At 60.7% G+C, this 26,989-nt stretch carries 24 protein-coding genes; 10 read left to right on the top strand and 14 right to left on the bottom strand.

All coding sequences use genetic code 11. The annotated features are described in order from the left end of the window. Window positions 1-39: 39 nt before the first annotated feature. The 3 genes from cadB to pdxY all read left to right on the top strand — a co-directional run bounded on the left by cadB (window position 40) and on the right by pdxY (window position 4,538). Window positions 40-1,374, top strand: a complete 1,335-nt coding sequence (cadB, locus tag ACB042_RS07975; RefSeq protein WP_042079861.1) for a cadaverine/lysine antiporter — start codon at window positions 40-42, stop codon at window positions 1,372-1,374. A gap of 77 nt (window positions 1,375-1,451) precedes the next feature. Beyond that, complete coding sequence (locus ACB042_RS07970) at window positions 1,452-3,584, top strand: lysine decarboxylase CadA (RefSeq protein ID WP_371178203.1); 2,133 nt, start codon at window positions 1,452-1,454, stop codon at window positions 3,582-3,584. 93 nt (window positions 3,585-3,677) lie between these two features. Then, window positions 3,678-4,538 (top strand): pyridoxal kinase PdxY, encoded by an 861-nt coding sequence (gene pdxY / locus ACB042_RS07965; protein WP_371178202.1) that lies wholly within the window; start codon window positions 3,678-3,680, stop codon window positions 4,536-4,538. 76 nt (window positions 4,539-4,614) lie between these two features. Here pdxY and ACB042_RS07960 read toward each other — a convergent pair whose 3' ends face one another. Then, entirely contained in the window at window positions 4,615-5,058 is a 444-nt protein-coding gene (locus ACB042_RS07960; RefSeq protein WP_335848035.1) for a PliI family lysozyme inhibitor of I-type lysozyme, read from the bottom strand. Window positions 5,059-5,116: 58 nt separating this feature from the next. After that, a complete protein-coding gene (locus ACB042_RS07955) occupies window positions 5,117-7,150 on the bottom strand; it encodes a M13-type metalloendopeptidase (RefSeq protein WP_335848034.1) in 2,034 nt (677 codons plus the stop codon). A 180-nt stretch (window positions 7,151-7,330) separates the two neighbouring features. Between ACB042_RS07955 and tilS the strand changes: the two genes are divergently transcribed. Next, window positions 7,331-8,689 carry a tRNA lysidine(34) synthetase TilS gene (gene tilS, locus ACB042_RS07950; protein ID WP_371178201.1) on the top strand — a complete coding sequence of 453 codons (1,359 nt, stop codon included), beginning with the start codon at window positions 7,331-7,333 and terminating at the stop codon, window positions 8,687-8,689. Between the two features lie 89 nt (window positions 8,690-8,778). On the opposite strand, the gene ACB042_RS07945 is transcribed toward tilS, so the two are convergent. Further along, complete coding sequence (locus ACB042_RS07945) at window positions 8,779-9,681, bottom strand: GGDEF domain-containing protein (RefSeq protein WP_005347848.1); 903 nt, start codon at window positions 9,679-9,681, stop codon at window positions 8,779-8,781. Between the two features lie 118 nt (window positions 9,682-9,799). Here ACB042_RS07945 and ACB042_RS07940 point away from each other — a divergent pair, with 118 nt between their 5' ends. Continuing rightward, window positions 9,800-11,752, top strand: a complete 1,953-nt coding sequence (locus tag ACB042_RS07940; RefSeq protein ID WP_371178200.1) for a cation:proton antiporter — start codon at window positions 9,800-9,802, stop codon at window positions 11,750-11,752. A gap of 28 nt (window positions 11,753-11,780) precedes the next feature. On the opposite strand, the gene ACB042_RS07935 is transcribed toward ACB042_RS07940, so the two are convergent. From ACB042_RS07935 to ACB042_RS07920, 4 genes are all read right to left on the bottom strand, one after another. After that, on the bottom strand, window positions 11,781-12,926 hold the full coding sequence (locus tag ACB042_RS07935; protein ID WP_005347843.1) for a patatin-like phospholipase family protein: 1,146 nt from the start codon (window positions 12,924-12,926) through the stop codon (window positions 11,781-11,783). A gap of 112 nt (window positions 12,927-13,038) precedes the next feature. Continuing rightward, window positions 13,039-13,905, bottom strand: a complete 867-nt coding sequence (locus ACB042_RS07930; RefSeq protein WP_371178199.1) for an alpha/beta hydrolase — start codon at window positions 13,903-13,905, stop codon at window positions 13,039-13,041. 81 nt (window positions 13,906-13,986) lie between these two features. After that, complete coding sequence (locus ACB042_RS07925) at window positions 13,987-14,583, bottom strand: TetR/AcrR family transcriptional regulator (RefSeq protein WP_201986956.1); 597 nt, start codon at window positions 14,581-14,583, stop codon at window positions 13,987-13,989. Window positions 14,584-14,696: 113 nt separating this feature from the next. After that, the gene (locus ACB042_RS07920) at window positions 14,697-15,341 is read right to left on the bottom strand and encodes a response regulator transcription factor (protein ID WP_076492859.1); all 645 of its coding nucleotides are present in this window, start codon (window positions 15,339-15,341) and stop codon (window positions 14,697-14,699) included. A gap of 170 nt (window positions 15,342-15,511) precedes the next feature. Here ACB042_RS07920 and ACB042_RS07915 point away from each other — a divergent pair, with 170 nt between their 5' ends. Then, window positions 15,512-16,138, top strand: a complete 627-nt coding sequence (locus ACB042_RS07915) for a glutathione S-transferase (RefSeq protein WP_201986954.1) — start codon at window positions 15,512-15,514, stop codon at window positions 16,136-16,138. Between the two features lie 75 nt (window positions 16,139-16,213). Here ACB042_RS07915 and ACB042_RS07910 read toward each other — a convergent pair whose 3' ends face one another. The 5 genes from ACB042_RS07910 to ACB042_RS07890 form a co-directional block, all read right to left on the bottom strand. Beyond that, on the bottom strand, window positions 16,214-18,325 hold the full coding sequence (locus ACB042_RS07910; protein ID WP_371178198.1) for an alpha-amylase: 2,112 nt from the start codon (window positions 18,323-18,325) through the stop codon (window positions 16,214-16,216). A gap of 229 nt (window positions 18,326-18,554) precedes the next feature. After that, a complete protein-coding gene (locus ACB042_RS07905; protein ID WP_005338464.1) occupies window positions 18,555-19,721 on the bottom strand; it encodes a hypothetical protein in 1,167 nt (388 codons plus the stop codon). Beyond that, window positions 19,721-20,092, bottom strand: coding sequence for a GtrA family protein (locus tag ACB042_RS07900; RefSeq protein ID WP_005338463.1), 372 nt, complete (start codon window positions 20,090-20,092; stop codon window positions 19,721-19,723). Before ACB042_RS07900 ends, ACB042_RS07905 begins: the two co-directional genes overlap by 1 nt. Next, window positions 20,089-21,108, bottom strand: coding sequence for a glycosyltransferase family 2 protein (locus tag ACB042_RS07895; RefSeq protein ID WP_371178197.1), 1,020 nt, complete (start codon window positions 21,106-21,108; stop codon window positions 20,089-20,091). The genes ACB042_RS07900 and ACB042_RS07895 overlap by 4 nt, the downstream gene beginning before the upstream one ends. Before the next feature lie 55 nt (window positions 21,109-21,163). Continuing rightward, window positions 21,164-21,709, bottom strand: coding sequence for a hypothetical protein (locus ACB042_RS07890; RefSeq protein ID WP_041202288.1), 546 nt, complete (start codon window positions 21,707-21,709; stop codon window positions 21,164-21,166). A 316-nt stretch (window positions 21,710-22,025) separates the two neighbouring features. Between ACB042_RS07890 and ACB042_RS07885 the strand changes: the two genes are divergently transcribed. The 4 genes from ACB042_RS07885 (at window position 22,026) to ACB042_RS07870 (ending at window position 25,376) form a co-directional block, all read left to right on the top strand. Then, entirely contained in the window at window positions 22,026-22,790 is a 765-nt protein-coding gene (locus ACB042_RS07885; RefSeq protein WP_144714684.1) for an ABC transporter substrate-binding protein, read from the top strand. A 92-nt stretch (window positions 22,791-22,882) separates the two neighbouring features. Next, entirely contained in the window at window positions 22,883-24,367 is a 1,485-nt protein-coding gene (locus ACB042_RS07880; protein WP_005358830.1) for a murein L,D-transpeptidase, read from the top strand. A gap of 164 nt (window positions 24,368-24,531) precedes the next feature. After that, window positions 24,532-25,077: a DUF882 domain-containing protein gene (locus ACB042_RS07875; RefSeq protein WP_005338458.1), complete on the top strand. Its 546-nt coding sequence runs from the start codon at window positions 24,532-24,534 to the stop codon at window positions 25,075-25,077. A gap of 47 nt (window positions 25,078-25,124) precedes the next feature. Beyond that, complete coding sequence (locus tag ACB042_RS07870; protein ID WP_236295648.1) at window positions 25,125-25,376, top strand: lipoprotein; 252 nt, start codon at window positions 25,125-25,127, stop codon at window positions 25,374-25,376. Between the two features lie 85 nt (window positions 25,377-25,461). Here the strand turns inward: ACB042_RS07870 and ACB042_RS07865 are convergent, their stop codons facing one another. Next, a complete protein-coding gene (locus tag ACB042_RS07865; RefSeq protein WP_005338456.1) occupies window positions 25,462-26,076 on the bottom strand; it encodes a trimeric intracellular cation channel family protein in 615 nt (204 codons plus the stop codon). A 146-nt stretch (window positions 26,077-26,222) separates the two neighbouring features. Continuing rightward, a complete protein-coding gene (gene cysZ / locus ACB042_RS07860; RefSeq protein ID WP_164537491.1) occupies window positions 26,223-26,987 on the bottom strand; it encodes a sulfate transporter CysZ in 765 nt (254 codons plus the stop codon). Window positions 26,988-26,989: the final 2 nt, after the last annotated feature.

Raw genomic sequence — 26,989 nt, 5'->3', positions numbered from 1 at the left:
GTATGTGACGACCCGACCTTTTATAGAACCGGAGATCTTATGTCCCTAGATACGAGCAAGAAGATTGGCCTTATCGCCTGTACAGGTGTGGTGGCCGGCAACATGATGGGGAGTGGCATCGCGCTGCTGCCTTCGGCACTGGCCACCATCGGCTCCATCTCTGTCTTTAGCTGGGCAATCTGTCTGGTAGGCGCCATGGGCCTCGCCTTTGTCTTCGCCCGCCTTGCTACCAAGAACCCGCAAGAGGGTGGCCCCATTGCTTACGCTGGCGAGATCTCTCCGGTGTTCGGTTTCCAGACCGGTGTGCTTTATTACCACGCCAACTGGATCGGTAACCTGGCCATCGCCATTACCGGCGTCTCCTACCTCTCGGTCTTCTTCCCCATTCTCAACAGCCCAATTCCGGCCGCCGCAGCCACCATCGCTGCCGTCTGGATCTTCACCTTCGTCAACCTGCTTGGCGGTAGCTGGGTGAGCCGACTCTGTACCCTGGGTCTGGTGCTGATCCTGCTGCCGGTTGTCGGTACTGCGGTGATGGGTTGGGGTCATTTTGATGCCACCGTCTACAGCCAGAACTGGAACACCACCAGCGGCAGCGACCTGCATGCGGTCATCAGCGCCGTGCTGATCTGCCTCTGGTCCTTCGTCGGTGTTGAATCTGCCGCCGTCTCTTCCGGCATGGTGAAGAACCCCAAGCGCACCGTACCGCTCGCGACCATGCTGGGTACCGGTATCGCGGGTGTTATCTACATCCTCTCTACCCAGGTGATCAGCGGCATGTTCCCGGCCGGTGAAGTGGCTGCTTCCGGCGCCCCGTTTGCCATGGCCTCTTCCGCCATCTTCGGTAGCTGGTCTGCGCCGTTTGTTTCTGCCTTCACCGCCCTGGCCTGTTTCACCTCGCTCGGTTCCTGGATGATGCTGGTGGGCGAGGCGGGCAAGCGTGCCGCCAACGACGGCAACTTCCCGAAAATCTACGGCGAAGTGGACAAGAACGGCGTGGCCAAGAAGGGTCTGATCCTGGGCTCCCTCAAGATGACTGCCCTGATGATTGGCCTGACAGCCTTCACCTCCCAGTCCGCTCACGCTGCCGATCTCTTCAACGTGCTGACCACAGATGCTGTGCTGCTGACCATGCTGCCTTACTTCTACTCCAGCATTAACCTGATCCGCTTCGAGGGCATGACCTCCCGCAGCATCGGCGCGATGATCTTCTCCGGTGTGGCCTGTGTCTTCTGTCTGGTGGCCCTGATGGGTGCCAAGGGTTCCAACCTCACCGCTACCTTCGTGGTGTCGCTCATCATCCTGATGTTCTACGCCAAAAAACAGGGTCTGCGTCAGCACGACGCCCTGCTGAGCGAACAACCCAGCAACTAATTCCCCTTTTTATCTTCCGAGCGCTCTTCACTCACCATCCCTGATGGAGAGCGTCCCTTTACGTGTGGAGCATTACGATGAATATCATTGCCATCCTCAACCACCTGGGCGTTTTCTTTAAAGAAGAACCCATTCGCCAGCTGCAAGCCTCCCTCGAGCGCAAGGGTTTCGAGGTTGTTTATCCGGTCGATGTGGCCGACCTGCTGAAACTGATCGAGAAGAACCCCCGCGTTTGCGGCGCCATCTTCGACTGGGACAAATACTCTCTGGGCCTGTGCAAGGAGATCCACGATCGCAATGAGAAGCTGCCGATCTTCGCCTTCGCCAACGACCAGTCCACCCTGGACATTCACCTGACCGACCTGCGTCTGAACGTCCATTTCTTCGAGTACCGTCTCGGCATGGCTGACGACATCGCCCTCAAGATGGGTCAGGCCACTCAGGAGTATCAGGACTCCATCCTGCCGCCGTTCACCAAGGCGCTGTTCAAGTACGTGGAAGAGGGTAAATACACCTTCTGTACTCCGGGTCACATGGGCGGTACCGCCTTCCAGATGAGCCCGGCTGGCAGCATCTTCTATGACTTCTACGGCCCGAACGCGTTCAAGGCCGACGTCTCCATCTCCATGCCGGAGCTGGGCTCCCTGCTGGATCACTCCGGTCCGCACAAGGAAGCCGAAGAGTACATCGCACGTACCTTCAACGCCGATCGCTCCTATATCGTTACCAACGGCACCTCCACTGCCAACAAGATCGTCGGCATGTTCTCCGCACCTGCCGGCAGCACAGTGCTGGTTGACCGCAACTGCCACAAGTCGCTCACTCACCTGATGATGATGAACGACGTGACCCCGATCTACTTCCGTCCGACCCGCAACGCCTACGGCATTCTGGGTGGTATCCCGCAGAGCGAATTCAGCCGCGACACCATCGCAGCCAAGGTTGCCGCGACACCGGGTGCCCAGGCTCCCCGTTACGCCGTCGTCACCAACTCCACCTATGATGGCCTGCTCTACAACACCGGCTTCATCAAGGAGAGTCTGGATACCCCTTACATCCACTTCGACAGTGCCTGGGTGCCTTACACCAACTTCAGCCCGATCTATGAAGGCAAGTGCGGCATGAGCGGCGAAGCGATGCCGGGCAAGGTGTTCTATGAAACCCAGTCCACCCACAAGCTGCTGGCGGCCTTCTCCCAGGCCTCGATGATCCACATCAAGGGTGACGTGGAGGAAGAGACCTTCAACGAAGCCTTCATGATGCACACCTCCACCTCGCCGCAGTACGGCATCGTGGCATCGACCGAGATCTCTGCCGCCATGATGCGTGGCAACACTGGCAAGCGTCTGATCAAGGACTCCATCGATCGCGCCATCTCCTTCCGCAAAGAGATCAAGCGTCTGCGTGATCAGAGCGAAGGCTGGTTCTTCGACGTATGGCAGCCGGACAACATCGACACCGTCGAGTGCTGGAAGCTGGATCCGAAAGATGACTGGCACGGTTTCAAGGACATCGATGACAACCACATGTACCTGGATCCGATCAAGGTCACCCTGCTGACCCCGGGTATGGGTCGTGACGGCCAGCTGCTGGAGAAGGGCATTCCTGCCTCTCTGGTCTCCAAGTTCCTGGACGAGCGCGGCATCGTGGTCGAGAAGACCGGCCCCTACAACATGCTGTTCCTCTTCTCCATCGGTATCGATCAGTCCAAGGCGATGCAGCTGCTGCGTGCCCTGACCGAGTTCAAGCGTGGCTATGACCTGAACCTGACCATCAAGAACATACTGCCGAGCCTCTATCGTGAAGATCCGAGCTTCTACGAAGGGATGCGCATTCAGGAGCTGGCCCAGAGCATCCATGATCTGACCTGCAAATATCGTCTGCCGGAGCTGATGTTCAAGGCGTTCGACGTGCTGCCGGAGATGAAGATGACCCCGCACGCTGCATGGCAGCAAGAGCTGGCGGGCAATCTGGAAGAGGTGCCGTTGCGTGACATGGTTGACCGCATCAGCGCCAATATGATCCTGCCGTACCCGCCTGGAGTTCCGTTGGTACTGCCGGGCGAGATGGTGACCCAGGATTCTCTGCCGGTGCTCGAGTTCCTCGAGATGCTGTGCGAGATCGGTGCCCACTACCCGGGCTTCGAGACCGACATCCACGGCCTCTATCGTCAGGCCGATGGCAGCTACACCGTCAAGGTGCTGCGTTAATCGATATCGACAACCATCGAAAGTGACAACAACGGGCCGCAAGGCCCGTTTTTCCCTCCGGAATTCCTGTTCTTATTGCGTGAGTCGCCAACCATGAAGCGAGTGCTCTCCATTCAATCCCACGTAGTCTTTGGCTGTGCCGGCAACAGCGCCGCCGTTTTTCCCATGCGTCGCCTCGGGAGCGAGGTGTGGCCGATGAACACTGTGCAGTTCTCCAACCACACCCAATACCGTGAAGGCTGGCAGGGGATGGTGATGCCCGGCGGTCATATCCGTCAGCTGGTAAACGGCCTGGCGGAGATCGGCGTGCTGGCCGAGTGCGATGCGCTGCTGAGCGGCTACCTCGGCTCGGCCGAACAGGGGGAGGAGATCCTGGCGGCGGTGGCCCGGCTCAAGGCGCTCAATCCGGCCGCGATCTATTTTTGCGACCCCGTGATGGGTCACCCCGACAAGGGGTGCATAGTGGCACCCGGCGTCGCCGATTTTCTGAAAAACCGGGCACTGGCCTGCGCCGATATGCTGGCCCCCAATCTGCTGGAGCTGGAACAGCTCACCGGCCGCGATATTCGCAATGTGCCGGAGGCCATCGAGGCGTGCCAGCAACTGCGCGCGCAAGGGGTCAAGCTGGTGATGGTCAAGCATCTGGGCAAGGCCGGCTTTGCCATGGACCGCTTCGAGATGCTGCTGGTGTGCGAGGAGGGGGATTTTCATCTATCCCGCCCGCTCTACCCTTTTGCTCGCCACCCCATCGGGGTGGGGGATCTGCTAAGCGCCACCATGCTGGCCAATCTGCTGGCCGGTTGCAGCCCGGTAGCGGCGTTCGAGCTTACCAATGCCAGCGTGGATGCGGTACTGGCCCGGACCTGGCTGGCGGGGGCTTACGAGCTGCAACTGGTGGCGGCACAGCACGAGATGGCGCTGCCGCAGGTCTCCATCCGGGCGACCCGCCTCTGAGCTGATTACGCGCACAGAAGAAACAACAAAGCCCTGATCATCAGGGCTTTTTATATGTCAGATTCCGGGAGAGGGCTTAGTCCTGCGGGCTTTTGAGCGCCTTGACCACATCCTCTTTGGGCTCCAGCTCCTTGACCTGGTTGAAGATCTCCAGCTCCCCTTGCGGGCTGACGGTGTAGGCATCGGCATCCTGATAGCTGCCGTTGCCTGCGCTCTCGATGATGACCACCAGCTCGGGCTGCTTGTCGCCATTCAAATCGACCAGTTTCAGCTCCCGGATAAAGCCGTTGCGGGCCATCACCTTGCCATCCTGAAACTCATCCAGTGGAAATTGGGCGTTCTGGCCCGAATAGAGGCGCACGTCATAGCTGCCGATGGAGGCGGGTTCACCTGTCCCCTGCGCTACCCGGATCACCTGCCCGGAGGGGAGGGTCAGTTGCTTGCTAAATCCCTCTTCGGCTTGTGCTTGTGCCGCCAGCGGCAGGGTCAGCAGCCCTGCGATCATCAATGCTCTGTTCATCTTGCAACCTCTTGCTGTCTCTTGAGTGCGGGCTCCCGGGGAGCCCGCCGTGATGCTGTTACCAGATCTTCACCCGCTTCTGGGGCGGCAGATAGAGCTTGTCACCCGGCTGGATGTTGAATGCCTCGTAGAAGGCGGGAATGTTCGGCACCACGCCGTTGACCCGGTACTCGGGGGGCGAGTGGGGGTCGGAGCGCAGCAGCATCTGCATCAGCTCGGGGCGATACATCCCCTTCCACACCTGTGCCCAACCGAGGAAGAAGCGCTGTTCGCCGGTGAAGCCATCCAGCACCGGCGCCTCCTTGCCATCCAGTGACAGCTCGTAGGCTTTGTGGGCGATGGTGAGACCGCCCAGATCGCCGATGTTCTCACCCAGAGTGAACTGGCCGTTGACGAACTGGCCGTTGATGGGCTCGAAGCGGTTGTACTGGGCCACCAGACGGCTGGTGCGGAAGCGGAACTCCTTGAGATCTTGCGGTGTCCACCAGTCGCGCATCATGCCGTCACCGTCGGATTTGGCCCCCTGATCATCAAAACCGTGGCCCATCTCGTGGCCAATGACCCCGCCGATGGCGCCGTAGTTGACCGCATCATCTGCCGTCATGTCGAAGAAGGGGGGCTGCAAAATGGCCGCCGGGAAGACGATCTCGTTGTTGCTCGGGTTGTAGTAGGCGTTCACCGTTTGCGGCGACATGTGCCACTCGTCCCGGTCGACCGGTTTGCCGAGGCGCGCCAGACTGTCTGCGTATTCAAAGGCTTGCGAGCGTTGCAGGTTGCCCACCAGATCATCCGGTTTGATGGTGATGGCGCTGTAATCCTTCCACTTGTCGGGGTAGCCGATCTTGGGGCGGAACTTGGCCAGCTTCTCGAGTGCCTGCGCCTTGGTCTCGGGCGACATCCAGTCGAGTTCCTTGATGCTCTGGCCGTAGGCGGTGCGCAGGTTCTCTACCAGCTGCTCCATCCGCTCCTTGGCCGCTGGCGGGAAGTAGCGGGCCACATAGAGCTGGCCGACCGCTTCACCCAGATGATCGTTCAGCACCCCGAGCGCCCGCTCCCAGCTGGCGCGCTGCTTGGGCGTGCCGCTCAGGGTGGTGCCGTAGAAGGCGAAGTTGGCCCGGTCGGTCTCGCTGTCGAGATAGGGGGCGTAGTCGGTCAGCAGTTGCCACTTGAGGTAGGCCTGCCAGTCGGCGATGGGGGTCTGGGCCATCACCTGATCCAGCGCGCTCAGATAGGTTGGCTGACCGATAATGAGCTCCGGCTGGGCCGCAATGCCCGCGGCGTTCAGATAGGCCTGCCAGTCGAGATGAGGGGCGAGCCGTGCCAGTTCGCTGGCGGGGCGCTTGTTGTAGTTCTTCTCCCGATCCCGCAGGGCGACGTTGTCCCACTGGATGGTGGCGAGCCGGGTTTCGAGGGCCAGAATCCGCTTGGCCTTGCCGCTCGGGTCAGACTCACCGAGGCGGCTCAGCATGGCGGCGATATGCTGCTGGTACTTCTGGCGCAGGGCCTGGCTGTCGGGATCCTGCTTGAGGTAGTAGTCCCGATCCGGCAGCCCCAGTCCACCTTGATAGAGGTAGACCGCATAGCGGTCGGGGGACTTGGCATCGGCGTCGATCCAGATGCCAAACGGCGCGCCGCCGCCCATGCGGCCACTTTGGGCAAAGGCGCGGGCCAGTGCGGCCTGATCACCGATCCGGTCGATATCGGCAAGCACCGGTGCCAGCGGGGTGAGCCCCTTGGCGTCACGGCCTGCCTGATCCAGATAGCTGGCGTAGAGATCGCGGATCTGCTGGGTCGGCGTGCCGGTGGCGGCCTCCTGCTTGGCCAGCCCCTCGACCAGTACCCGCACATCGGCGAGGGATTTGTCCCGCAGCATGTAGAAGGCGCCATCGGCGGGGCGATCGTCGGGGATCTTGGCGGTGGCGAGCCACTTGCCATTGACGTAGCGGAAGAAGTCATCGCCGGGTTTGACCTGGGTGTCCATATTGGCCAGCGCCAGCCCGGAGTGTTTGGGGGAGTCTTGCGGTGCCTGACTGCAGCCAGCCAGCAGGGCCAGTCCAATCAGGCCGGCCAGTAAGCTTTTCTTATTGTTCATCTTGTTTGATTCCAATTCCGATTGTTTGCTTCCCTGCCCATCTTCCTTGCTCCAACCGGTTGTGCGACCGCCTTGCGGCTAGCCTGGTGGAGAGGGCGGGCGAGCCTCACTCTAGCAGCAGGGTTGCAGCTTGATAAGCCCGACTCTGCTAAGATCGGCCGGTCCGTTTTGGGGAAGCCTATGATTTCTCATCTTTATTCTCGCTTTTGTCTGACTATGCCAGCGCCGGAAGGTTCCACCGGTCTGCTGGTGGCCTTCAGTGGCGGCCTCGACTCCACCCTGCTGCTGGTGCTGGCAGCGCAGTATGCTCGCGAGCACGGCCTGCCACTTCGCGCCCTGCACGTGCACCACGGCCTCAGTCCCCATGCCGATGAGTGGGTCGCTCATTGTGAAGCCGTGTGTCAGCAATTGGCGGTGGAGCTGCTGGTCGAGCGGGTAACTCTGGCCCGCGGCAATGGCGAGAGTCTGGAGGCGCAGGCGCGCACCGCCCGTTACCAGCGGCTGACCGCCCGGATGCGGGAGGGGGAGTGGCTGCTCACCGCCCACCATCAGGACGATCAGCTGGAGACCCTGCTGCTGGCCCTCAAGCGCGGCGCCGGTCTGCGCGGTCTGGCCGGCATCTTGCCAAGCCAGCCCTTTGCCGGCGGCCTGTTGCTGCGGCCGCTGCTCGATATGAGTCGCGCCGAGCTGGCCGAGGCGGCGGCGAGCCTCCCCTTTGGCTGGGTGGAGGATGAGAGCAATCTGGACGTGAGTTATGACCGCAACTTTTTGCGCCAGACGCTTATCCCCCAACTCAAGGCGCGCTGGCCCGCCATGGCCCAGACCGCGGCGCGCAGCATGGCCCTGTGCGCCGAGCAGGAGGCGCTGCTGGATGAGCTGGCCGAGAGCGACTGGCAGCTGGCGGGCGAGGGGGAGGCGCTCCATATCGGCCCCTTACACGCCCTTTCACCCACCCGGCGCAACAACCTTCTGCGCTACTGGATCCGCCGTCAGGGGCGGGAGATGCCATCTCGTGAGCAGCTTGTCCGGCTCTGGCAGGAGGTGGCGCTGGCGCGCGGCGATGCCAATCCCCAGCTCAACTGGGGGCGCCAGAGCTGCCGTCGTTTTCAGGAGCGGCTCTATCTGGTGAGCCCTGACTTGCAACCCTGTCATCAGGTATTGCCGCTGACCGTGGATGAGCCGCTGACCCTGCCGGACGGTTTGGGCGAGCTGGTGGTGCGCATGGCGGAGCACGGCGAGGGGCTGCTGCGTGCCCCCCGAGCGGACGAGCCGCTCTCGGTGCGTTTTCAGGTAGCGCCCGGGATCCCCCTCAAACCGGTGGGGCGAAGCGGTAGTCGGCGGATGAAGAAGCTGCTGCAAGAGTATGGTGTTCCCTCGTGGCAGCGGGGGCGCATCCCCATCCTCTACTATGGCGAGCAGGTGGCGGCGGTGGTGGGGCTCTTTGTCTGCGACGGTTTTATGGCACAGGGTGCCGGGCTGGTCTGTCACTGGCTGGAGGGCGGTGCAGCTCCGGTTTTGCCCGAGCAGGATCTTGCCTGAGGTGATCTCGGTGTGAGGGGGGATTAGCCCCAAAAAAAGAAGCTCCGGTCACATGGCGCGCATGTGCCGGAGCAAAGAAGAGTTCGCGATTATTCGTTAGGGCTGGCCTTGCCGGCTTTTTTGCGGGCGTAGAGGTGACTGTCGGCCGCCTCGTAGAGGCTCGGCACATCGACCCCGGATTGCCAGCTGGCGGCGCCAAGGCTGCATCCGACCGAGAAGGTGCTGAGCTCCTTGTTGGTCATCAACATATGCTGCAGTCGCAGCCAGACCGGGCGCCACGCTTCGGGTTCGGCCGGTTGCAGCAGCAGGGCAAATTCATCTCCCCCGAGCCGGAACGCTTGATCGGTACTGCGGATACACCCCTTGAGCAGCTGGGCGAAGCGACTCAGCACCAGATCCCCCACCGGATGGCCCCAGGTGTCATTGATCTGCTTGAAGCGATCGAGATCCAGCAGCACCAGCACCAGACCGTGGGGCTCGCGGCTGTGCTGCTCGATGGCGCGACCGATAGCCTCGTCAAAGTAGGAGCGGTTGCCAAGGCCGGTCAGGTGATCGAGCCGGACCAGCTGATCCAGTTTTTCCAGCCGCAGATAGAGGGGCAGCAGCAGGCAGAGCAGCTGATGGTATTGCATCAGTACCCGTTGCTGACTGCCGCTCAGCGGATGTTCCAGCTCGTAGTGAAGCTGGCCGAGCAGCTGGCCGTGCTGGCCGCGCAGCTCGAACGGATAGTTGTGCAGGTTGAGGGTGGCCAGCGGCGGGTGCTGGATCAGCACATGGGGCTGGCCACAATCGAGGTAGAGACCGTGGATCCTGACAATTCTTGCCGCACGATCGGCAAAAGTTGTCAGCAGACCGCCGAGATCGCTCTGCCCCAACAACTGCTCGAGCAACTGGTTGCGTTCAACGCTGGGCAACGGCGTGAGCCGCTCCATCTGGCGAACCCACTGCTCGATGCCATGGCTAAAGCCATTAAGTGACGACGTATTTTCCATGGTCTTCCACCTGTAACACCTGACTACTGTCTCCTCCCTGCAATTGGCATGCCCAATATATCTTTCCTACCCGCCAGATCGGCTGACTAAGCTTAAGTCGATAAAAGGAGAGGAAAATTTGTACACCGACCTGTTGATCCTGCTGTTCGCCGCCGTTCTGCTGGTGGCAACTTTCCGGCGCCTTGGCTTGCCGGTCATCCTTGCCTACCTGATTGCCGGCGTCTTGCTCGGCCCCCACGGGCTGGCGGTGATCACCGGCCAGTCGATCATGCAGACCATTGCCGAGCTGGGGATCGTCTTTCTGATGTTCTCGCTGGGGCTGGAGTTTTCCCTGCCGAAATTGCTGGCGATGCGGCGATTGGTGTTGGGGGTCGGGATGTTGCAGGTGCTGCTCACGTCACTGCTTTTCTTCGCCATCGGCTGGTGGTGGGGGCTGGGTCTGGCCCAGTCGCTGGTGGTGGCGGGGACGCTGGCGCTCTCCTCGACGGCGGTGGTGATCAAGCAGCTCGGCGAGCAGAAGCAGCTCCATACCCGCCGCGCCCAGCTGGGGGTGAGCGTGCTGCTGTTTCAGGATCTGGCGGTGGTGCCCCTGCTGGTGATGATCCCTATTCTCGCTCAGCCGGAAGTACAGGGGAGCGCCCTGGCCGCCGAGATCGCCTGGGCCACCCTCAAGGGGTTGTTTGCTCTCTTTACTCTGCTGGCGGTGGGCAAGTGGTTACTGCCGCTGCTGTTTCACGAGGTGGCGCGAGCCCGCTCCGACGAGTTGTTCGTGCTGAGTGCCCTGCTTGTTGCGCTGCTGGCTGCCTACATGACCCATTCACTCGGGCTGTCGATGGCGCTGGGGGCGTTTCTGGCGGGGATGATGCTGGGGGAGTCCCACTACCGTCATCAGCTGGAGGTAGACATCAAGCCCTTTCGCGATGTGCTGATGGGGCTCTTCTTTATCACCATCGGCATGGCCATGGAGTGGGAGCTGGTGGCGCGGGCTTGGTGGCATGTGCTGATCTGCGTGGTGTTGCTGGTGCTGTGCAAATCCCTACTGGTGCTGCTGGCCGGGCGGCTGATGGGGGAGCGAAAGCGCGACAGCATGGCCGCCGGCATCATGCTGAGTCAGGTGGGGGAGTTCGGCTTCGTGCTGCTGGCACTGGCACTGCACCACGGCCTGCTGGATCAGCAACTGGTCTCCCTGCTCATCGGCATCGGGATCATCTCCATCGCCATGACCCCCTGGCTGGTGACTCAGGCCCATTCGCTGGCCCGCAGCCTGACCGACCCGGCGCTGCTTACCCGCTCCGAAGTCGCCCAGTCGGGCCTGAGCAAAAACCAGCATGTCATCATCGCCGGGTTTGGCCGGGCCGGGCAGACCTGTGCCCGCTTTCTCAAGATCGAGGAGATCCCCTTTCTGGCCCTCGATCTTGACCCAGAGCGGGTGAGCGAGGCCAAGCTGGCGGGGGAGCAGGTGGCCTTCGGCGATGCCAGCCGCCGCGATATTCTGCTGGCCGCCGGGCTGTTGCGGGCGCGGCTGGTGATCATCACCTTCGATGATCGCAAGCGGGTGGAGGCTATGCTGGCACTGATCCGCGAACTGGCGGGGGATCTCAAGGTGCTGGTGCGTACTCGGGATGACAGTTTTCTGGAGCAGTACAAGCAGGCGGGGGCCTTCGAGGTGATCCCCGAATCCCAGGAAGGGGCCCTGATGCTGGTCTCCCACCTGCTGCTCAACTGCGATATCCCCATCGGTCGGGTGATCCGCCGGATGGAGCTGGAGCGCAGCAGTCAGTATCGCTTCCTGCACGGCTTCTACTGGGGGGATCAGAGTGCCAGCAATCTGGAAGCGGATCAGCTGCTCGAACGCCTCCATCCGCTGTTGCTGCACGATCAGGCGTGGGCGGTGGGCCATGAAGTGCGCGAGCTGCCGCTTGATGAGGTGCGGATCAAGGAGGTACAGCGCGGGGATCAGAGTCTGGAGCCCAGACCCGAGCTGGTGCTGGCGGCTGGGGATCGGCTGATCCTGTTTGGTACCGTGGTGGCGATGGAGCAGGCGGAGCAGCGTCTGCTCGAGGGGCGCTGAGTCCCCTTGCTCTCATCGGCCGCGCCCTTTATTCCCGCTCTTTTGGTAGCCCTTCGATATCGAGGAAGGCGACGACCCGCTCCCGCTCCCTCAGGGTGTCCTGATAGCCCAGCTTGATCAGCTGCTGACAATAACCCGGATAGAACATCAAAAAGCTGGCCAGACTGCTGGTCTCATCCCCCTTCACACCCAGCACCCGCAACAGGCGGCGCAACTTTAGCGGCAGTTTGCGCAGGTAGGCCAGTGCGATGGTATCGAGATCCTGACTCGGTTTCAGCACGCAGGTTTCCACCCGCTTCAGCTTGAGGCGATTGCGCTCCCGCTCAGGGATAAGATCCAGAGTCTGGTTGATGCGCCACAGCCGCTCCAGATCGGAGTTGAGGGTGTCGGTAAAGACCGTATCGAGCAGATGGCTGGCAATATTGGAGCTGGTGAGATGGCCGTGATGATGGGTCGGTGCCGAGTGGGCTGGCGGATCCAGGGTGATCAGCAGGATCCGCTCCGCCCCCAGATGGATGGCGGGGCTGAGCGGGCTCAACTGGTGGATGGAACCGTCGCCGTAGAACTTCTCGCCGATCCGGGTGGCCGGAAAGACGAAGGGCAACGCCGAGGAGGCGAGCAGATGCTCAGATGTAAGCACGGTGCGTACCCCGCGCCGTCTAGCCCGCTCCCAAGGATGGTGGTCGGCCCGCCCCTGAAAGAAGGTGGTGGAGAGGCCGTCATCGTAATCCGATGCCGTGATGGCCAGCGCCTCCAGACTGCCGTAGAGGATGTTGTCATCGATGCGGTGATAGTCGATGAGTTGATCCAGCAGGCGGTGCAGCGGCGCGTTGTCAAAGAGGTGAAAGGCGTGGTTGGTGTGGGGATTGATCAGCCCTGCCGACCCTTCGTACATCAACCGCCACAGCAGGCGCCCCGGGTGAAAATCGAAGATGTGGTGAGTCTCGAAACGGCGCCAGACCCACTCCAGCTTGCGCACCCCCAGATGGAAGCAGGAGGCGTAGCAGGCGAGCGCAGTGACATTGATAGCCCCCGCCGAGGTGCCACACAGGATGGGAAAAGGGATGCCGAGATTGCGCGGGTAGAGCTCCGCAATCGCCTTGAGGGCGCCGACCTGATAGGCGGCGCGAGCACCGCCACCGGTGAGCAACAACGCTGTATTGGGTCTGGCCATATGCTGGCGCCTTATCGTGTTCTGACAAGAATGTTCCCACTGACAAGTTAACTATAAGGCGCTGTATCAAATATAAAAACGGGCGCTCGCCCGTTTTTTTCATGGCCCCGTGTCAAAGGGCGCGGTGAGGATTTTCCGGCCGCGCCAGCTGATCGAAGGCGGCGAATACCGGGGCGCTGGCGAGGATGCGACCGTGGCCCAGACCCCGGGTGCTCACCAGCCGGGTATGACCATCCTGACTGGCCCGCAAGGAATCGCCGTGGGGGGCAAATCTGTCCTCCTCGTCGTGCACTATCATCGCCGCGCCGCTGCGACTGGCGAGGCGTCCCAGCGGATCGACCGTGCTCAAGGGGTGCTGGTACTCCTGCTCAATCTCCTTGACCACCGCATCGAACAACCGGATGGAGTAGCCGGAGCGCGCCACCATGCCGTAGAGCTGGGGCACGTAGTCGAGCACCGGCGAAATCAACAGCAGCGGCAGGGTATCGATACCCGCCTGACGGCTGGAGAGGGTGACGGCGCCTCCCATGCTGTGGGCGATGACCCCGTGCAGTGGGCCTACTTCGCTGGCCAGCTCGTCGAAAGCGCGTACGAAGCGGGGCAGGTGGCCTGTGTTGCCTGCGCTCTGGCCGTGGGCCGGATGATCGTAGGCAATGGCGGTGAAACCCTGCGCGGCGATATGGCTCATCAGCGGATAGAACTGGCTGGCGCTGCCGGACCAGCCGTGCATCAGCAGCCACAGTGGTCCCTGACCGAGCCGATAGCTCATCAATACCCCTTCGCTGGTATGGACGGCCTGCTTCACCAGACCGACAGGTTCGTGGCCATCCCGCTGATTGCGCTGAGGGGTGAGCAGTAACTTGCTGGCGGTGCGCTTGGCATGGGTGGGGGCGAGTCTGTGGTGCAACCGGGTGCCGATCCCCAGCAGCCATTTGCTCGGGCTGAAGCGGCGGGTGTTGAAGTAGATCTTGCTGCTCATGGTCATCCTGTGGTTTTTGTGTGCGAACGGTCGTGCTTTTTGTCGGTTTTTAAAAATTAGTGTTGAACGGATGCCAAAACATCAGCGCCAGCTGCTCAGCAGAGCGTCCACCTCGGGCCAGAAGTGGCGGGCCGGATCCTGACACAGTTCGAGATCGTTGAACACCTGATCCGCCAGATAGAGGCCATAGAGACGGTAAACGGCGCGCCAGGGATCCATCTCCTGTCGCCACTCGCCTGCGGCCTGACCCTGCACCACCTGACGGGCCAGATAGTCGAGCCAGAAGCGCACCAGTTGCCGGGCAGCTTGCTGCACCAGGCTCTTTTGCTCATGGCCATCCTGCGCCGAGGTCCAGGCGTCGAGGAACATGCAGCGTCCGGCGAAGCAGTGGTTCCACGCCTGCCAGGCCCGCAGCAGGGCGATCAGCTTGTCATGCTGGCTCTGGTGCTCCTGCTGGCGTACCGGCTGGATCACCCGCAGCCGGAACACCTCGGCGGCGTACTCCAGCACGGCGATCTGCAGATTGTCGCGGGATTGAAAGTGGGCAAACAGGCCGCTTTTCGACATCTCGCAGGCGCTGGCCAGCGAGCCGATGGTCAGGCTCTCCAGCCCTTGCTGGCTCGCCTGCTCAAAGGCAGTCTGCAAAATGGTTTCCCGGGTCAGGCGCCCCTTGCTCATCACTCTCTCCTCGTTGGCGCTGGCAGCATAAAGTACGATCGTGCTAATTGTCGAGCAACAAATAGCCAGCATGGCTGGCTATGTCGTCTCCCGCGTGTCACTGCGCGCGGGGTTCAGCTCTCCTTGATATCGAGCTGTTGCAGAGCGATAACCGCCTGAGTGCGGTTTTTGACCCCCAGTTTTCTGAAGATGGCGGTGATATGGGCCTTGATGGTGGCCTCGGAGACGTTGAGCTCCCAGGCGATCTGTTTGTTGAGGCTGCCGTCACGCAGCATGATCAGCACCTTGTACTGCTGGGGGGTGAGGCTGGCCAGCTTGCTGGCGAAATCAGGGCCATCTTCCGATTCGGGATGGAGCGAGATGCCTTCCGGCACCCAGTTATCCCCCCCGATCACCGTATTGAGGGCGTTGACCAGCTCCTTCATCGGCACCGACTTGGGAATAAAGCCGAGCGCTCCGAGCCGCAGCACCTGCTGGATGATGGCCGCATCTTCCGAGGCGGAGACCACCACGATGGGAAGGTCGGGATACTGGCCGCGCAGGTGGGCCAGCCCCTCGAAGCCGTTGGCGCCCGGCATCTTGAGATCGAGCAGCAACAGGTCAACTTCGGGGTGCTCGCCGAGCAGGTTGGTCAGGCTGTCGATGGAGTCCGCTTCCAGCAATTGAGCGTCGTTGATGGCCATATGCACCGCTTGGTAAAGGGCGCCCCGAAACAGGGGGTGGTCATCTGCGATGACGATGGTAAATTGGCTGTCCATATTTCGGTTAATGGCTCACATTGTTGCTAACTGATTGTTTTGAAAAATCAAACTAGCATCGCTCACCAAGAGGGTCAAACCCGCCGGTGCGCAAATGTGAAGCGACCATCGGATGTTTTGTCATCAGGGCAGATCGGCCGGTCGCAGGCAACTCATGCAGGAGGCAACAGATGGGATCCTTGGTATTGGCGGTGGGCACCGGCTCCACCTGGGCGATGCGGGCGGCACTGGTGCTCGCCATGAGCGGGCTGACGTGGCAGGAGCAGGTGTTTGATCTGGAGGATGCCAAGTCGCTGGCCCGGCTCAAGCGGCTGGCACCGGCCGGTCTGGTGCCCTGGCTCGAACACGATGGCGTGCGGGTTCACGACTCGCTGGCCATCGCCGAATATGTTCACGAGCTCTGTCCTGACCGCCAGCTCTATCCGGTTTCGCTGGCCGAGCGGGCACTGGCTCGCAGTCTCTGCGCCGAGTTGCACGCGGGATTTCGGCAGGTCCGTTCTCTGCTCCCCTTCTTTCTTGGGGCGCCAACCCGTATCGATCCCCCGGTGGAGACGGTCGGTGAGCTGGCCCGTTTGCAGGAGATCTGGTCGCAGGCGCGGGGCCCCTTCTACTTTGGCGAGGCGGGCATTGTCGATGCCTTCTATGCCGTGATGGCCTATCGACTGGCCAGCTACGGCATCCTGTTGCCCGGTCAGGCCGGAGCCTATCAGCAGGCGCTGCTGGCCTGGCCCCTGTGGCAAGAGATGTTGGTCAAAGCTCGCCTGCAGTGGCCGGTGGCAGCGCGCCAGTCACAGTGAACCGTGGCAGATAGATAAACGAAAGAGGGGATCCAGTGGCTCCCCTCTCTGTTGCTGGTGAATGTGGCTCAAGAGCTACTTCTGCCGACCGGCAAAGACCACCACCACCTTGTCATCCCCCTTCTCCCGCACGAAGGCGTAGGGAGCATCCGAGAGTTTCTGGTGGCTGCCTGCCGCAATGGCCGGATGGGCGGCGCGGAACTGGCCCAGTTGCTGCCAGTGCTTGACCAGCTCAGCCTTGTCGCCGCTGGCAAGCTCCTGCCAGTTCATGTCCGAGCGCAGCGCCTGATCGAACACCCCGCCATCCTTGGCCAGCCCGCGGCCGGACTCGTCGCCGTAGTAGAGCTGGATGCCGCCCGGTAGCAGCATAAAGCTGTTGGCGACCCGGCGCTGTAGCGGCACATCCTGATAGTCGCCAAAGAACAGCTTGGTGTCGTGGGAGCTGATGTAGCTCAACACGTTGAACTCGAGATCCTGATTGATGCGGCTGGCGTAGCTGGCATAGGTGGGCTCGGCGCTGGCCATGCACTGGGCCTGTGACAGTGCGAACTCGCGCTGATAGTCGAAGTTGATCAGGGAATCGAAACCGTTCTGATACCAGAAATCCTTGGCGACCCCGTGATCCCACACCTCTCCCACCATATAGAAGGGCAGATCGTCGAGGGCCTTGCCCGGGTTCGCAGTCTTCCACTCCTTGAGCGCAGCGGTGCCCGCCTGCTTGAGCTTGGCCCACACCTCGGGCTCCAGATGCTTGACGGTGTCGGCGCGGAAGCCGTCGATGCCAAAGCGGCGCACCCAGTCGGTGTGCCAGGCGATCAGGTAGTCGCTCACGGTAGCGTCGGGCAGCGCCTTGGCGAGGGTATCCTTTTTCGCGGCCAGCAACGGCGGCAGCCCTACCGGTTTGGTCGATTCGGTCAGAAAGTCGGGCAGCCCCGCCACCGAGCCGGTGACATCGTCGGTGCCTGGCTGCGGGTAGCCGGGCAGACCGGCGCGCACCCAGTCACCACTCCACCACTTGTTCCACGCGGGTGATTGATAGTCGATGAACTGGTTGTAACCATGCCAGTTGAGGCCACCGCTCGGGCGCCACTGGTTCCAGACGGTCGGCAGTTTGCTGCTGTTCTGAGTTAGCTCGGTGAGCCCCAGATCTTGCAAGTCGGCGAGGGTGGCGTAACCAGCGTGGTTCATCACCACGTCGAGGATGATCCGCATGCCGCGCTTGTGGGCCTCGTCCACCAGGGTTTTCAGGCTCTCTTCATTGCCGTAGTTGGGGTCAATCTTGGTGAAATCGAGCGCCCAGTAGCCGTGGTAGGCGTAGAAGGGGAAGTTGCCCTGCTCGCCACCGCCGATAAAGCCGTGCACCTGCTCCACCATGGGGGTGATCCAGATGGCGTTCATACCGAGGCTCTTGATGTAGTCGAGCTTCTCGGTCAGCCCCTTGAAGTCACCGCCGTGCCAGGTGGCTACCTCATCCTGACCATCCTTCTGGCGGCCGAAGCTGTGGTCGTTGGCGGGGTCGCCGTTGTGGAAGCGATCGGTCAGCAGGAAATAGACGCTCGCCTGATCCCAGCTGAACGGTGCTGGCTTGGCCGCCTTGACCGGTTCGAGCAGCAGCAGGCCACCGCTCTCTTTGCTCGGGGTCAGGGTCAGCTTGCCCTGTTTGACCACCGCCTCCTGTTTTGAGTAGGCATCCCTCAGTCGGGTGCCGTCGGGCCAGACCCCTTTCAGGGATACAGTGACCGGGCCGCCATCCCAGCTGATGCAGGGCTCTTCTGGTGGCTGGCGCTTGAACTCGCTCTTCTTGGTCGCCCGCAGCACCTTGAGGCTGGGGGTATCCGGGTTGAAGGTGAACTGATACTCCCCGGCCAGCATCACCCGCAGGGTAAAGCTCTGATCCTTGCTGCATTTGTCCATGGGCTGGGCGGTGCCGAAGGGGAGCGGCTTGCTCTCGCTCGGGCCAAAGCTGGTACCGCAACTGTTGCCCGCGTCGCTGATGCGGATCTGGTGGCTCCCCTTGGCAAGGGGATGGGTCAGCTCCACCATGCCCTTATCCAGCGCGATCGGGGCCGCTACCGGTTGACCATCCACATAGAGGCGAACCTCGGGGGCGGCCATCGCCTGTTGGATGAACAGAGGGGCGGCCAGCAGGGCAAGCCAGAGAGGGGATAAGTGATGAGCACGACGCATAAGCCATTCCTTGAGCAGGGCAGTTCGGACAAGGGCCCATTCTAGGAGCAGCAAAGCGCGCCTTGGATCGGCAAAATGCCGATTTGTGACTTCAGTTCAAATGGTTACGTTTTCAAGCCGAGGAAAGTGTGACGGAGAGGAGATGGGAGGCTCTGTCGATCAAAATAGCGGCCATAAAAAAATGCCGGTCAGGTGACCGGCATTTGGTGTATCAGGCATCGTCGTCACATCAGACGGTGAAGAACTTGAAGTTGACGAAGGCCACCGCGATGAAGGAGGCCACCATGCCGCTGATGCAGAGCACCGCCGGGCGGATGGCGGGCCAGCGATGGGTCAGCAGAATGATGGCCAGCAGGGTCGGGTAGAGCCCGAACATGTAGCGTGGCATGGCGTTGAGGCCGGTCATCAGCGGAATGGTGCAGCAGATGAACATCAGGGTCGCTTCCGCCCAGCGCTTCTGGCTGAACAGGTAACCGTTCAGGCACCAGCCGAAGATCACCATGATGGAGAGGTAAGCCTTGCGGCCGCCCAGCTCGAAACCGCTCAGCCACCAGTCCAGCGGGCTGTCCATGTAGCGACCCCAGGCCACCTGAATGTGCTTGAAGGCGAAGGCATCGCCGGTCAGGTGATAGAGGTAGACCATGTAGGCAAACAGGCCAAACGGGATCATCCAGAGGGTGAAGACCACCTTGAAGGCGCGCTCGGTAAAGCGGAAAAATTCCCGCCAGCCGTAGGCCTGCAGCGCCAGGATCAGCACCGGGAAGACCATCATCACCCCCAGGTTGCGGGTGGCGGAGATACAGACCCCCAGCACGGCCACCATCAGCCACTGCTCCCGATAGGCGAACAGGAACATCCCCAGCATCAGCGCCATAAAGGTCGACTCGGTATAACCGGAGACGAAGTAGGCTGAGAAGGGGGAGAAGGCGAGCAGCCAGACGCCGAAGCGGGCGGTATCGTCCCCCAGCTTGAGCTGACGCAACACCAGCAGCATCAGCGGCAGGCTGGCGAAGAAAGAGATATTGGTAACAATAATGAGGCCGATCAGGCTCTCGACATTGAACAGGTTGGAGATGGCACCGGAGACCATCGGATAGAGCGGCATAAAGGCCCAGTTGGCCGCATTGCCCTTGCTCAGCCAGCGCGGGTAGAGGTCGTAGCCGTTTTCGATAATGCGCTGGAACCAGACGCAGTCGAACTGGCAATAGGCCTGCAGCGGGCCGATGTCGGGGGAACCATAGAGCTGGACACCGAAGTAGCCCATGCCATACAGCGCCACCCGGCTCAGCATGAAGGCGGCGATGATCATCAGCCAGTCACGGCCGCTGATGCGCAGTGACGGGCGATAGGGGAGTGCAGCCCCGGTTAGCGGGGCAGTATTGGTCATATCATTCATCAGGCAAAAACCCAGACGCGAGAGAGAACGTAAGTGAGGACGGTAACGGTCAGGGTGGCGATGACCACCGGCAGCAGACCGGAGAGCCCCGCAAACAGCAGGCCGCTCAGGATCAGGTTACGCACCGCCAGCGAGAAGAGGGCGACCAGCAGAAACTTGCTGGCGGCTCCCTGCTTCTGGAAGGTGATGTAGCGGTGACCAAAGAAGGAGAACCAGAACGCTATGGCAAAAGCCAGCGTGGTAACCAGGTGCTCCGAGATGGTGGGCCAGGTATGAAACAGTGCGATGGAGGTGCCAAGGTCGACGAGGGTAGCCCCCCCGCCGACAAAACCGAAACGTACCAGCCGCCAGAATTCCTCGCGGGAGATCATTGAGGCGCCTGCTCCTGCTGCTCTTGCGGGTTGCTGTCAGCGCTCTGCGGTTTGCGTGCATCCTGCTTGGCATACTGGCCATAGACCCCTTCAATGAGGTAGACCGGGCGCTGTTTCACTTCCACAAACATGCGGCCGATGTATTCGCCGATGATGCCGAGCGACAGCAGCTGGATACCGCCGAGGAACAGCACTACGGACATCAGTGAGGCATAGCCGGGTACGTCGATGCCGAAGAAAATCACCTGGGTGATGATTTTCAGGATATAGAGGAAGGCCACCAGCGAGACGCTGACACCCACATAGCTCCAGACCCGCAGCGGCCAGCTGGAGAAGCTGAGCAGACCGTCGAGGGCGAAATTCCACAGTTTCCAGTAGTTGAACTTGGTTTCACCGGCGTGACGGGCCGGGCGCTCGTAGGGGACGCCAACGGCACGGAAACCGGCCCAGGCAAACAGACCCTTCATGAAGCGGTTACGCTCCGGCAGCAGCTTGATCGCCTCGACCACGCGACGGTCGATCAGGCGGAAGTCACCGGCGTTTTCCGGTAGCTTGGTGCTGGTGGAGAGCGCATTGAAGAAGCGGTAGAAGCCACCGGCAGTCAGGCGCTTCATCGGGGTATCGGCACTGCGATCGACGCGGATGCCGTAGACGGTGTCATAGTCACCGGTCTGCCACAGTTTGACGAACTCCAGGATCAGGGCGGGCGGGTCTTGCAGATCCACGTCCATTGGCACGATGGCATCCCCTTTGGCCTGATGCAGACCTGCGGTCAGGGCCGCTTCTTTACCGAAGTTGCGTGCCAGGTTGACCAAGGTTAGGCGCGGATCGCGGGCGATGGCCTGCTCGACCACTTCACGGGTGCGGTCACGGCTGCCATCGTTGACGAATACAATTTCAAGCTGGTCTTTCAGCGGGGCCAGTTCGTTGTCTATCGCGTTGATGAAGGCATCGATGCTCTCTTCCTCGTTGTAAACGGGAACAACCAGAGAGAGTCGAAAATCTGGATGCGACATAAGAACGTCCTTATTTGGGATAGTTGTTTTTATAAAATGGTATTCGGGGCAAGGATCACTGGGCTACGGTCAAACGTACCGACTGCACATTGATGGGAGTTGGTGCCGAGAGCGCCAGAAAATTGGGGCGCTTGGGATCTGCCGTGAGCGAGTCACCGGGCAGACTGAGGCGGATTTCGTTGATGCCCGCTTTGGCCAGTTTCACCGTGGTGGTGAAGTCGTGACCCAGCGCTACTTTCAACAGGGCGCCGGCTTCCGGGCTGTTGATGCGGGCCTGCACGGTAAGCTGATCAGGATTGGCCGCCTGCTTGGGCAGCACAAAGTAGAGACCGCCCTGACCGCTGAGCAAGGTACCTTCGTCGCTCGGCTTCTTGGCCCAGCCTTCGCTGGAGAGGAAGCGGCTCGGTTTGGTCAGATTGAGCTCGTTACCCGGCTGATAGGTCATGCTGGAGTTGTGTTCCCAGAAGCGGGTCTTGCCTTCCAGATAATAGAGTTTGTAGGCCAAGCTCACGTTGGGGTGAGCAGCCAGATAGAGGGTGTAAAGATAAAAACCGCTTAACGCCAGAATGGCAGTCAAAAAACCGAACTTTTTGTACGTCATATCACTCTCTATGCCTGACAGAATGGGTAGGCCGATGTCGCGCATATGCTAATCCAATTGCAAAAAAAGCATAGTGGATCACAAAAAAATATTTGGTCACATATTAACCCCTTTTTACCCCTGTTCCAAACGTTGCTGTTTCCCGGTTAAACAGGTCTGGCGGGGCGCCGGTTGCCAGTGGCGCTCCGGCAAGGTATTTGGCAAATAGACGTGCTTTGCTGCGTCATTTTCTAGCGGATGCGATAGTCATCTGGCCTCTATCGCCATTTTGCAGGGGGCGATTTATGATGAGTCACTTATTCGTCAAGGATGACATATGAAGTGGATCTCTTGCTGTCTGTTGCTTGGATTATGGGCGCCAATGGCATTGGCCAGGGCCCTGTGTCCCGAGCCCATTGAGGTCGGTTACGATAACTGGCCCCCCTACCATTATTACGAAGCCGACTCACCGCAAGAGGTGCGCGGTTATGCCGCCGAGGTGCTGACGGCTGTGCTCACTTCCATGCACTGCAAGGTCAACTATGTGGAGCTGCCCTGGAAGCGGGTACTGCACGAAATGGAATATGGTGAGATAGACATGGCGATGGAGGCGAATATCAATGATGAGCGCGCCCGTTATGCCTGGTTTTCCGACTCCTATAACCCGGGGCGCACCTTGCTGTGGATCCGCAAGGGCAGCCACTACCCCGAGCGGGATCTGGCGAGCTGGCTGGCCAGTGGTTACTCCCTCGGCGTCACCAAAGAGTACTTCTATGGTGAGGAAGTGATGTCGCTGCTCGCTCGCTATGCCAAACAGGTGAGTGCGGTGAGCGACCAGCAAAATTATGAGAAGCTGGCCCGCGGGCGGATCGACGGTTTCCTTGGTGACATGCTGGCTACCCCCAGCGCCCTTAACAAGGAGGGGATGAGCGGTCTGTTCACCAGTCACCCCATGGTGGTATCTGAATCGCCGAGCTTCTTTATGTTGGGCAAGCGCAGCTTTTCGCCGCAGTTCTTGCAACAATTCAATCAGGCGTTGGCGCGGTTCAAGGAGACAGATGCGTATGACATTATCTGGCAGCGTTATGCCCCCGGGCGCTAGCAAAGTATTGGCCGTTCACGCATCATGAGCGGCCTGAGCATCGGGTCTGCTTGTCAGGCCCGACAGAGTGAACAAACCGTTTTGAGGTACCCATGGGGATGAAGTATTGGCTGGCCCTTGCCAATCTGGTGTGGCTGGGATGTTTGCCCGCTGGCGCGGTACATGCGACCGAAGCACAAGTTGTGGTGGCGGCCAGTGAAACCGGACACGACTGGTATCAGGGCAGTCAGGCCGAACAGGCCCGTGTCGAGCTGGAGCAGCAGTTGCAAGAGGCTGTGCTTGCCCAGCTGCATCCCGATTTTTTCACGCTGTGGAAGCGTCTGCAGGCCACCCCTGCAGACAAGCGTGGTGCCATCTATGACGACATTTTTACCAAGCTGAGCCGTTTCCAGCACGCCTGGCGGGGGATGGATCTGGTCTCGCGCGAGCAGATGAAGACCCTCAAGCTCGATTTGAACCGCCCTGTGGTGACCCAACCCAGCGATGATGACCTGCTAACCCAGGTGAAATCCCTGCGCCCCCAGGTGGCGGAATACGAGGCGGTGCGGGCCAAAGTGCACAAACTGCTGGCGATGCCGATGGCCAGCAAGTGGCCAACCCTCGATATGCCGACCCTGCGTGCCGGAGAGAGCTCCGCCGAACTCGGCCAAATCCGCGCCATGCTCAACGAGCTGGGCGACAGCGCCCCGAGCCATGGTGATCAGATTTACGATGGTGATACCGAGCAGGCCATCAAACAGTTCCAGCGTCGTCACGGTCTCACCGCGGACGGCATCATCGGCCGTCAGACCCGCTCCTGGCTCAATACCGGCCCGCAAGTGCGCGCCAGCCTGCTGCTGCGTAACCTGTGGCGTCGCGATCTGGTGGATCAGCTCGCCGGTGGCCGCTACGTGCTGGTCAATATTCCCGACTACCGTCTGAGCGTGGTGGAGTCCGGCAACGAGGTATTCACCAGCCGGGTCATCGTCGGCAAGGAGCAGCGAGCCACGCCCATCCTCGCCAGCGAAATTCGCTCCATCGTGCTCAATCCCTCCTGGCATGTGCCGCGCTCCATCCTGAGCAAGGACATCCTGCCCAAGCTGGGTCGGGATCCCGCGTACCTGAGTCGCGAGCAGTTCGAGGTGATCGACAGCGAGGGCAATCCGGTCCAGTTCACCGAAGAGGGGTGGCATCAGGCGCTGGCCGCCGGTTTCCCCTATCGCCTGCGGCAAAAGCCGGGGGATCACAATGCCCTGGGGCGCTACAAATTCTACCTGCCCAACAATGACGCCATCTATCTGCACTCCACCCCGCGCAAGGCGCTGTTCGAACAGGGGGCGCGCGCCTTCAGTTCGGGCTGCATCCGGGTGGAGCATGCCGACGATCTGGCCGAGCTGTTGCTGGCGGACTCCCGCTATCAGCCGGACAAGGTGGCCAATATCCTCAAGGAGAGCCAGACCAAATGGTTGCCGCTCACCACGCCGATCCCGGTCTTTACCGTCTACTGGAGCAGCTGGATCGACGAAAATGGTCGCCAGCAACTGCGCAACGATATCTACGGATTTGATCGGGTCAGCTTCCAGAGCCGCCTGCTGTGATCCCTGCCACAGAGTGAAAAGCCCGGCCTGTGCCGGGCTTTTCTATGGGCGATTGAGGTTTGACAGGGCCCCCCGCCGGAGGGTAGTTTCAAGCGCCTGTATCACATTCAATCAGTGATCTTATTCAACTATTTTCGCTTGAATCTGCGATGGACGAACCCCTTATGCTGGAACAAGAGATAAGTCGACGTCGCCTGTTGTTGGGAGCCGGTTGCCTGCTGGGCAGCTCGCTGATCTCCTTCCCTGCACTGGCCAGCCGCAGTACCACCGGGCGTGAACTCAGTTTCTTCAATCTCAATACCGGCGAGCGGGTGCGCGCCAGCTATTGGGAGAACGGCCACTATCTGAGCGACGGGTTGGCCGAGCTCAACCACATCTTCCGCGATTACCGGCGCAACGAAGTGTTCAACATCGACAAGAAGTTGTTTGATCAGCTGTTTCTGTTGCAGCACAAGCTGGGTCGGCGCAGTGAAATCCAGCTGATCTCCGGCTATCGCGCCCCGGCCACCAATCGCCAAAAGCGCCACAAGAGCCGTGGCGTGGCCAAGCACAGCTACCACACCCTGGGACAGGCGGTGGATGTGCGGATCCCCGGCGTACAGCTGGCCCATCTGCGCAAGGCGGCGCTCCAGCTCAAGGTGGGTGGGGTTGGTTACTATCCTCGTGATAACTTCGTTCACCTCGATACCGGCCCGGTGCGCAGCTGGTAAAGGGGATGGCAAGCTGCCAAGCTCTTCCCACCAGAGAGGAGATAGCGATGAAAAAGATAGTGATTGGCGGCCTGATCGCCCTGTTGTTGACCGGTTGCAGCAAGCTCAACCGTGAGAATTACGACCAGTTGAAGATGGGGATGAGTTACTCCGAGGCCAGCACCATTCTGGGCAAGGCGGAGCGTTGTGATGACGCCTTAGGCACCACCAGCTGCCTCTGGGGCGGGGAAGGGAAGAATATCAAGATCCGCTTTATCGCCGACAAGGCGACCTTCTTCAGCTCGGAAGGGATTAACTGAGTCGCAGACCGTCCATGAAAAAAGCGCCGCTCGGGCGCTTTTTTGTTGCTCGCAATCCAACCCGCCTCGCCAGAAGCTGGCGTACTCAGTGGGTCGCGTACTGGTAGTTGAAGGTGGGCAGACCCCACTTGAAGCGAACCGCCAGCAGCCGCAGTACAAAGCCGATCCCGATGGAACCGAACGCGGCCCAGTTGGTCGGCAAGCCCTGATCCAGCGCCAGACAGTAGAGGGCTGCGGTGATCAGCGAAATGGCTGCATAGAGCTCGCGACGAAATACCAGTGGAATGCGCTGGCAGAGCAGATCCCGCAGCACCCCGCCAAAGACCCCGGTCACTACCGCCATGATGCAGGCAATACCGGCGCCGTGGCCCATATCCAGCGCTCGGGCCGCACCGAAGATGGAGAAGACCACCAGTCCCAGGGCATCGAGGGCCATGAACAGCTTGCCGAGGTAGCGCATCAGGGGGGCGGAGACCACACCCGCCATCGCAGCTGCCGCAACCAGCAGCACATATTCCGGATGTTCAATCCAGAGCAGCGGATAGTGGCCGAGCAGCACATCGCGGATGGTGCCACCACCGATGGCCGTCGCCGAGGCGATGATCACCACACCAAACAGATCCATCCGTCGCCGACCCGCGGCCAGCGCGCCGGTCATCCCTTCGGCCACCAGGCCCACCAAGAAGAGTGCATGTAACATGAGATATCCCAGGGAACGAGAAAGGCCAGAATCCTACCAACTCGTGTCATATGGGACAAGCTATCGAATGCATGCATTAATTTAATTCATGCTAAATACGAACAAGGCACCGTTTCGGGTGCCTTTTTCTGATCAATGTTCAAGGGTTAGCGCCCCAACTGCTCTTGCCGGTAGTGATCGACCCACATGGCGGTGGCACCACAGATGGCGACCGGCATCACGAAGAGGTTTACCACCGGAATGGCGGAGAAGAGGGTCACCAGAGCGCCGAAGCTCAGACACTTGCCACGGCGTTGCTTCAAGGCGTCACGCATGGTGATGAAGTCGATCTTGTGGTTGTCGAACGGATAATCCACATACTGGATCGCCATCATCCAGGCGCTGAACAGGAACCAGAGCACAGGCGCCAGGGTCTGGCCCACCACAGGGATCAGAAACAGGATCAGGCAGCCAATGGCCTTGGGCAGGTAATACTTCAGCTTGGTCCATTCGCGGCCGAAGGTGCGTGGCACATCCTTGACGATATCCAGCATGCCGCTGTCATTGGCGTGCTGGCCGGTGAGGATCTGCTCCACCTTCTCCGCCAGCAGGCCGTTAAAGGGGGCGGCTACCCAGTTGGCAACCGAGCTGAAGATAAAGGAGAAGACCACCAGTATGGTGATGAGGGCGATGGGCCACAGCAGATAGTCCAGCCAGTCGAGCCAGGCGGGGATCTGCTGATGGAGCCAGGCGAACAGGCCGTCCAGTTGCAGCAGCAGGGCATAGAAGGCCCCGGCAAACAGCACGAAGTTGACCAGCAGGGGGATCAGCACAAAGGTGCGGATGCCCGGTTGGCGAATGAGGGAAAAACCGCGCAGAAAGTAGTCTGCACCGCTGATTGAATCTTTGACCATATGGGGTGATTGGCTCATGT

This window comes from Aeromonas sp. S13(2024) (assembly GCF_041402405.1).
GTDB classification, from domain to species: domain Bacteria; phylum Pseudomonadota; class Gammaproteobacteria; order Enterobacterales; family Aeromonadaceae; genus Aeromonas; species Aeromonas veronii.
Note: the sequence above shows the minus strand (reverse complement) of the source record. Positions and strands in the feature narration are given on the sequence as shown.

Bases quoted from the DNA above. Each gene is read 5' to 3' on its own strand.
- ACB042_RS07885 (WP_144714684.1), top strand. From the start codon at position 22,026: ATGAAGTGGATCTCTTGCTGTCTGTTGCTTGGATTATGGGCGCCAATG.
- ACB042_RS07910 (WP_371178198.1), bottom strand. From the start codon at position 18,325: ATGCGTCGTGCTCATCACTTATCCCCTCTCTGGCTTGCCCTGCTGGCC.
- pdxY (WP_371178202.1), top strand. From the start codon at position 3,678: ATGAAGCGAGTGCTCTCCATTCAATCCCACGTAGTCTTTGGCTGTGCC.
- ACB042_RS07960 (WP_335848035.1), bottom strand. From the start codon at position 5,058: ATGAACAGAGCATTGATGATCGCAGGGCTGCTGACCCTGCCGCTGGCG.
- ACB042_RS07900 (WP_005338463.1), bottom strand. From the start codon at position 20,092: ATGATCTCCCGCGAGGAATTCTGGCGGCTGGTACGTTTCGGTTTTGTC.
- ACB042_RS07925 (WP_201986956.1), bottom strand. From the start codon at position 14,583: ATGAGCAAGGGGCGCCTGACCCGGGAAACCATTTTGCAGACTGCCTTT.
- ACB042_RS07920 (WP_076492859.1), bottom strand. From the start codon at position 15,341: ATGGACAGCCAATTTACCATCGTCATCGCAGATGACCACCCCCTGTTT.
- ACB042_RS07915 (WP_201986954.1), top strand. From the start codon at position 15,512: ATGGGATCCTTGGTATTGGCGGTGGGCACCGGCTCCACCTGGGCGATG.
- ACB042_RS07955 (WP_335848034.1), bottom strand. From the start codon at position 7,150: ATGAACAATAAGAAAAGCTTACTGGCCGGCCTGATTGGACTGGCCCTG.
- cadB (WP_042079861.1), top strand. From the start codon at position 40: ATGTCCCTAGATACGAGCAAGAAGATTGGCCTTATCGCCTGTACAGGT.
- ACB042_RS07935 (WP_005347843.1), bottom strand. From the start codon at position 12,926: ATGGCCAGACCCAATACAGCGTTGTTGCTCACCGGTGGCGGTGCTCGC.
- ACB042_RS07895 (WP_371178197.1), bottom strand. From the start codon at position 21,108: ATGTCGCATCCAGATTTTCGACTCTCTCTGGTTGTTCCCGTTTACAAC.
- ACB042_RS07865 (WP_005338456.1), bottom strand. From the start codon at position 26,076: ATGTTACATGCACTCTTCTTGGTGGGCCTGGTGGCCGAAGGGATGACC.
- ACB042_RS07875 (WP_005338458.1), top strand. From the start codon at position 24,532: ATGCTGGAACAAGAGATAAGTCGACGTCGCCTGTTGTTGGGAGCCGGT.
- ACB042_RS07880 (WP_005358830.1), top strand. From the start codon at position 22,883: ATGGGGATGAAGTATTGGCTGGCCCTTGCCAATCTGGTGTGGCTGGGA.
- ACB042_RS07970 (WP_371178203.1), top strand. From the start codon at position 1,452: ATGAATATCATTGCCATCCTCAACCACCTGGGCGTTTTCTTTAAAGAA.
- ACB042_RS07945 (WP_005347848.1), bottom strand. From the start codon at position 9,681: ATGGAAAATACGTCGTCACTTAATGGCTTTAGCCATGGCATCGAGCAG.
- ACB042_RS07930 (WP_371178199.1), bottom strand. From the start codon at position 13,905: ATGAGCAGCAAGATCTACTTCAACACCCGCCGCTTCAGCCCGAGCAAA.
- tilS (WP_371178201.1), top strand. From the start codon at position 7,331: ATGATTTCTCATCTTTATTCTCGCTTTTGTCTGACTATGCCAGCGCCG.
- cysZ (WP_164537491.1), bottom strand. From the start codon at position 26,987: ATGAGCCAATCACCCCATATGGTCAAAGATTCAATCAGCGGTGCAGAC.
- ACB042_RS07890 (WP_041202288.1), bottom strand. From the start codon at position 21,709: ATGACGTACAAAAAGTTCGGTTTTTTGACTGCCATTCTGGCGTTAAGC.
- ACB042_RS07905 (WP_005338464.1), bottom strand. From the start codon at position 19,721: ATGAATGATATGACCAATACTGCCCCGCTAACCGGGGCTGCACTCCCC.
- ACB042_RS07870 (WP_236295648.1), top strand. From the start codon at position 25,125: ATGAAAAAGATAGTGATTGGCGGCCTGATCGCCCTGTTGTTGACCGGT.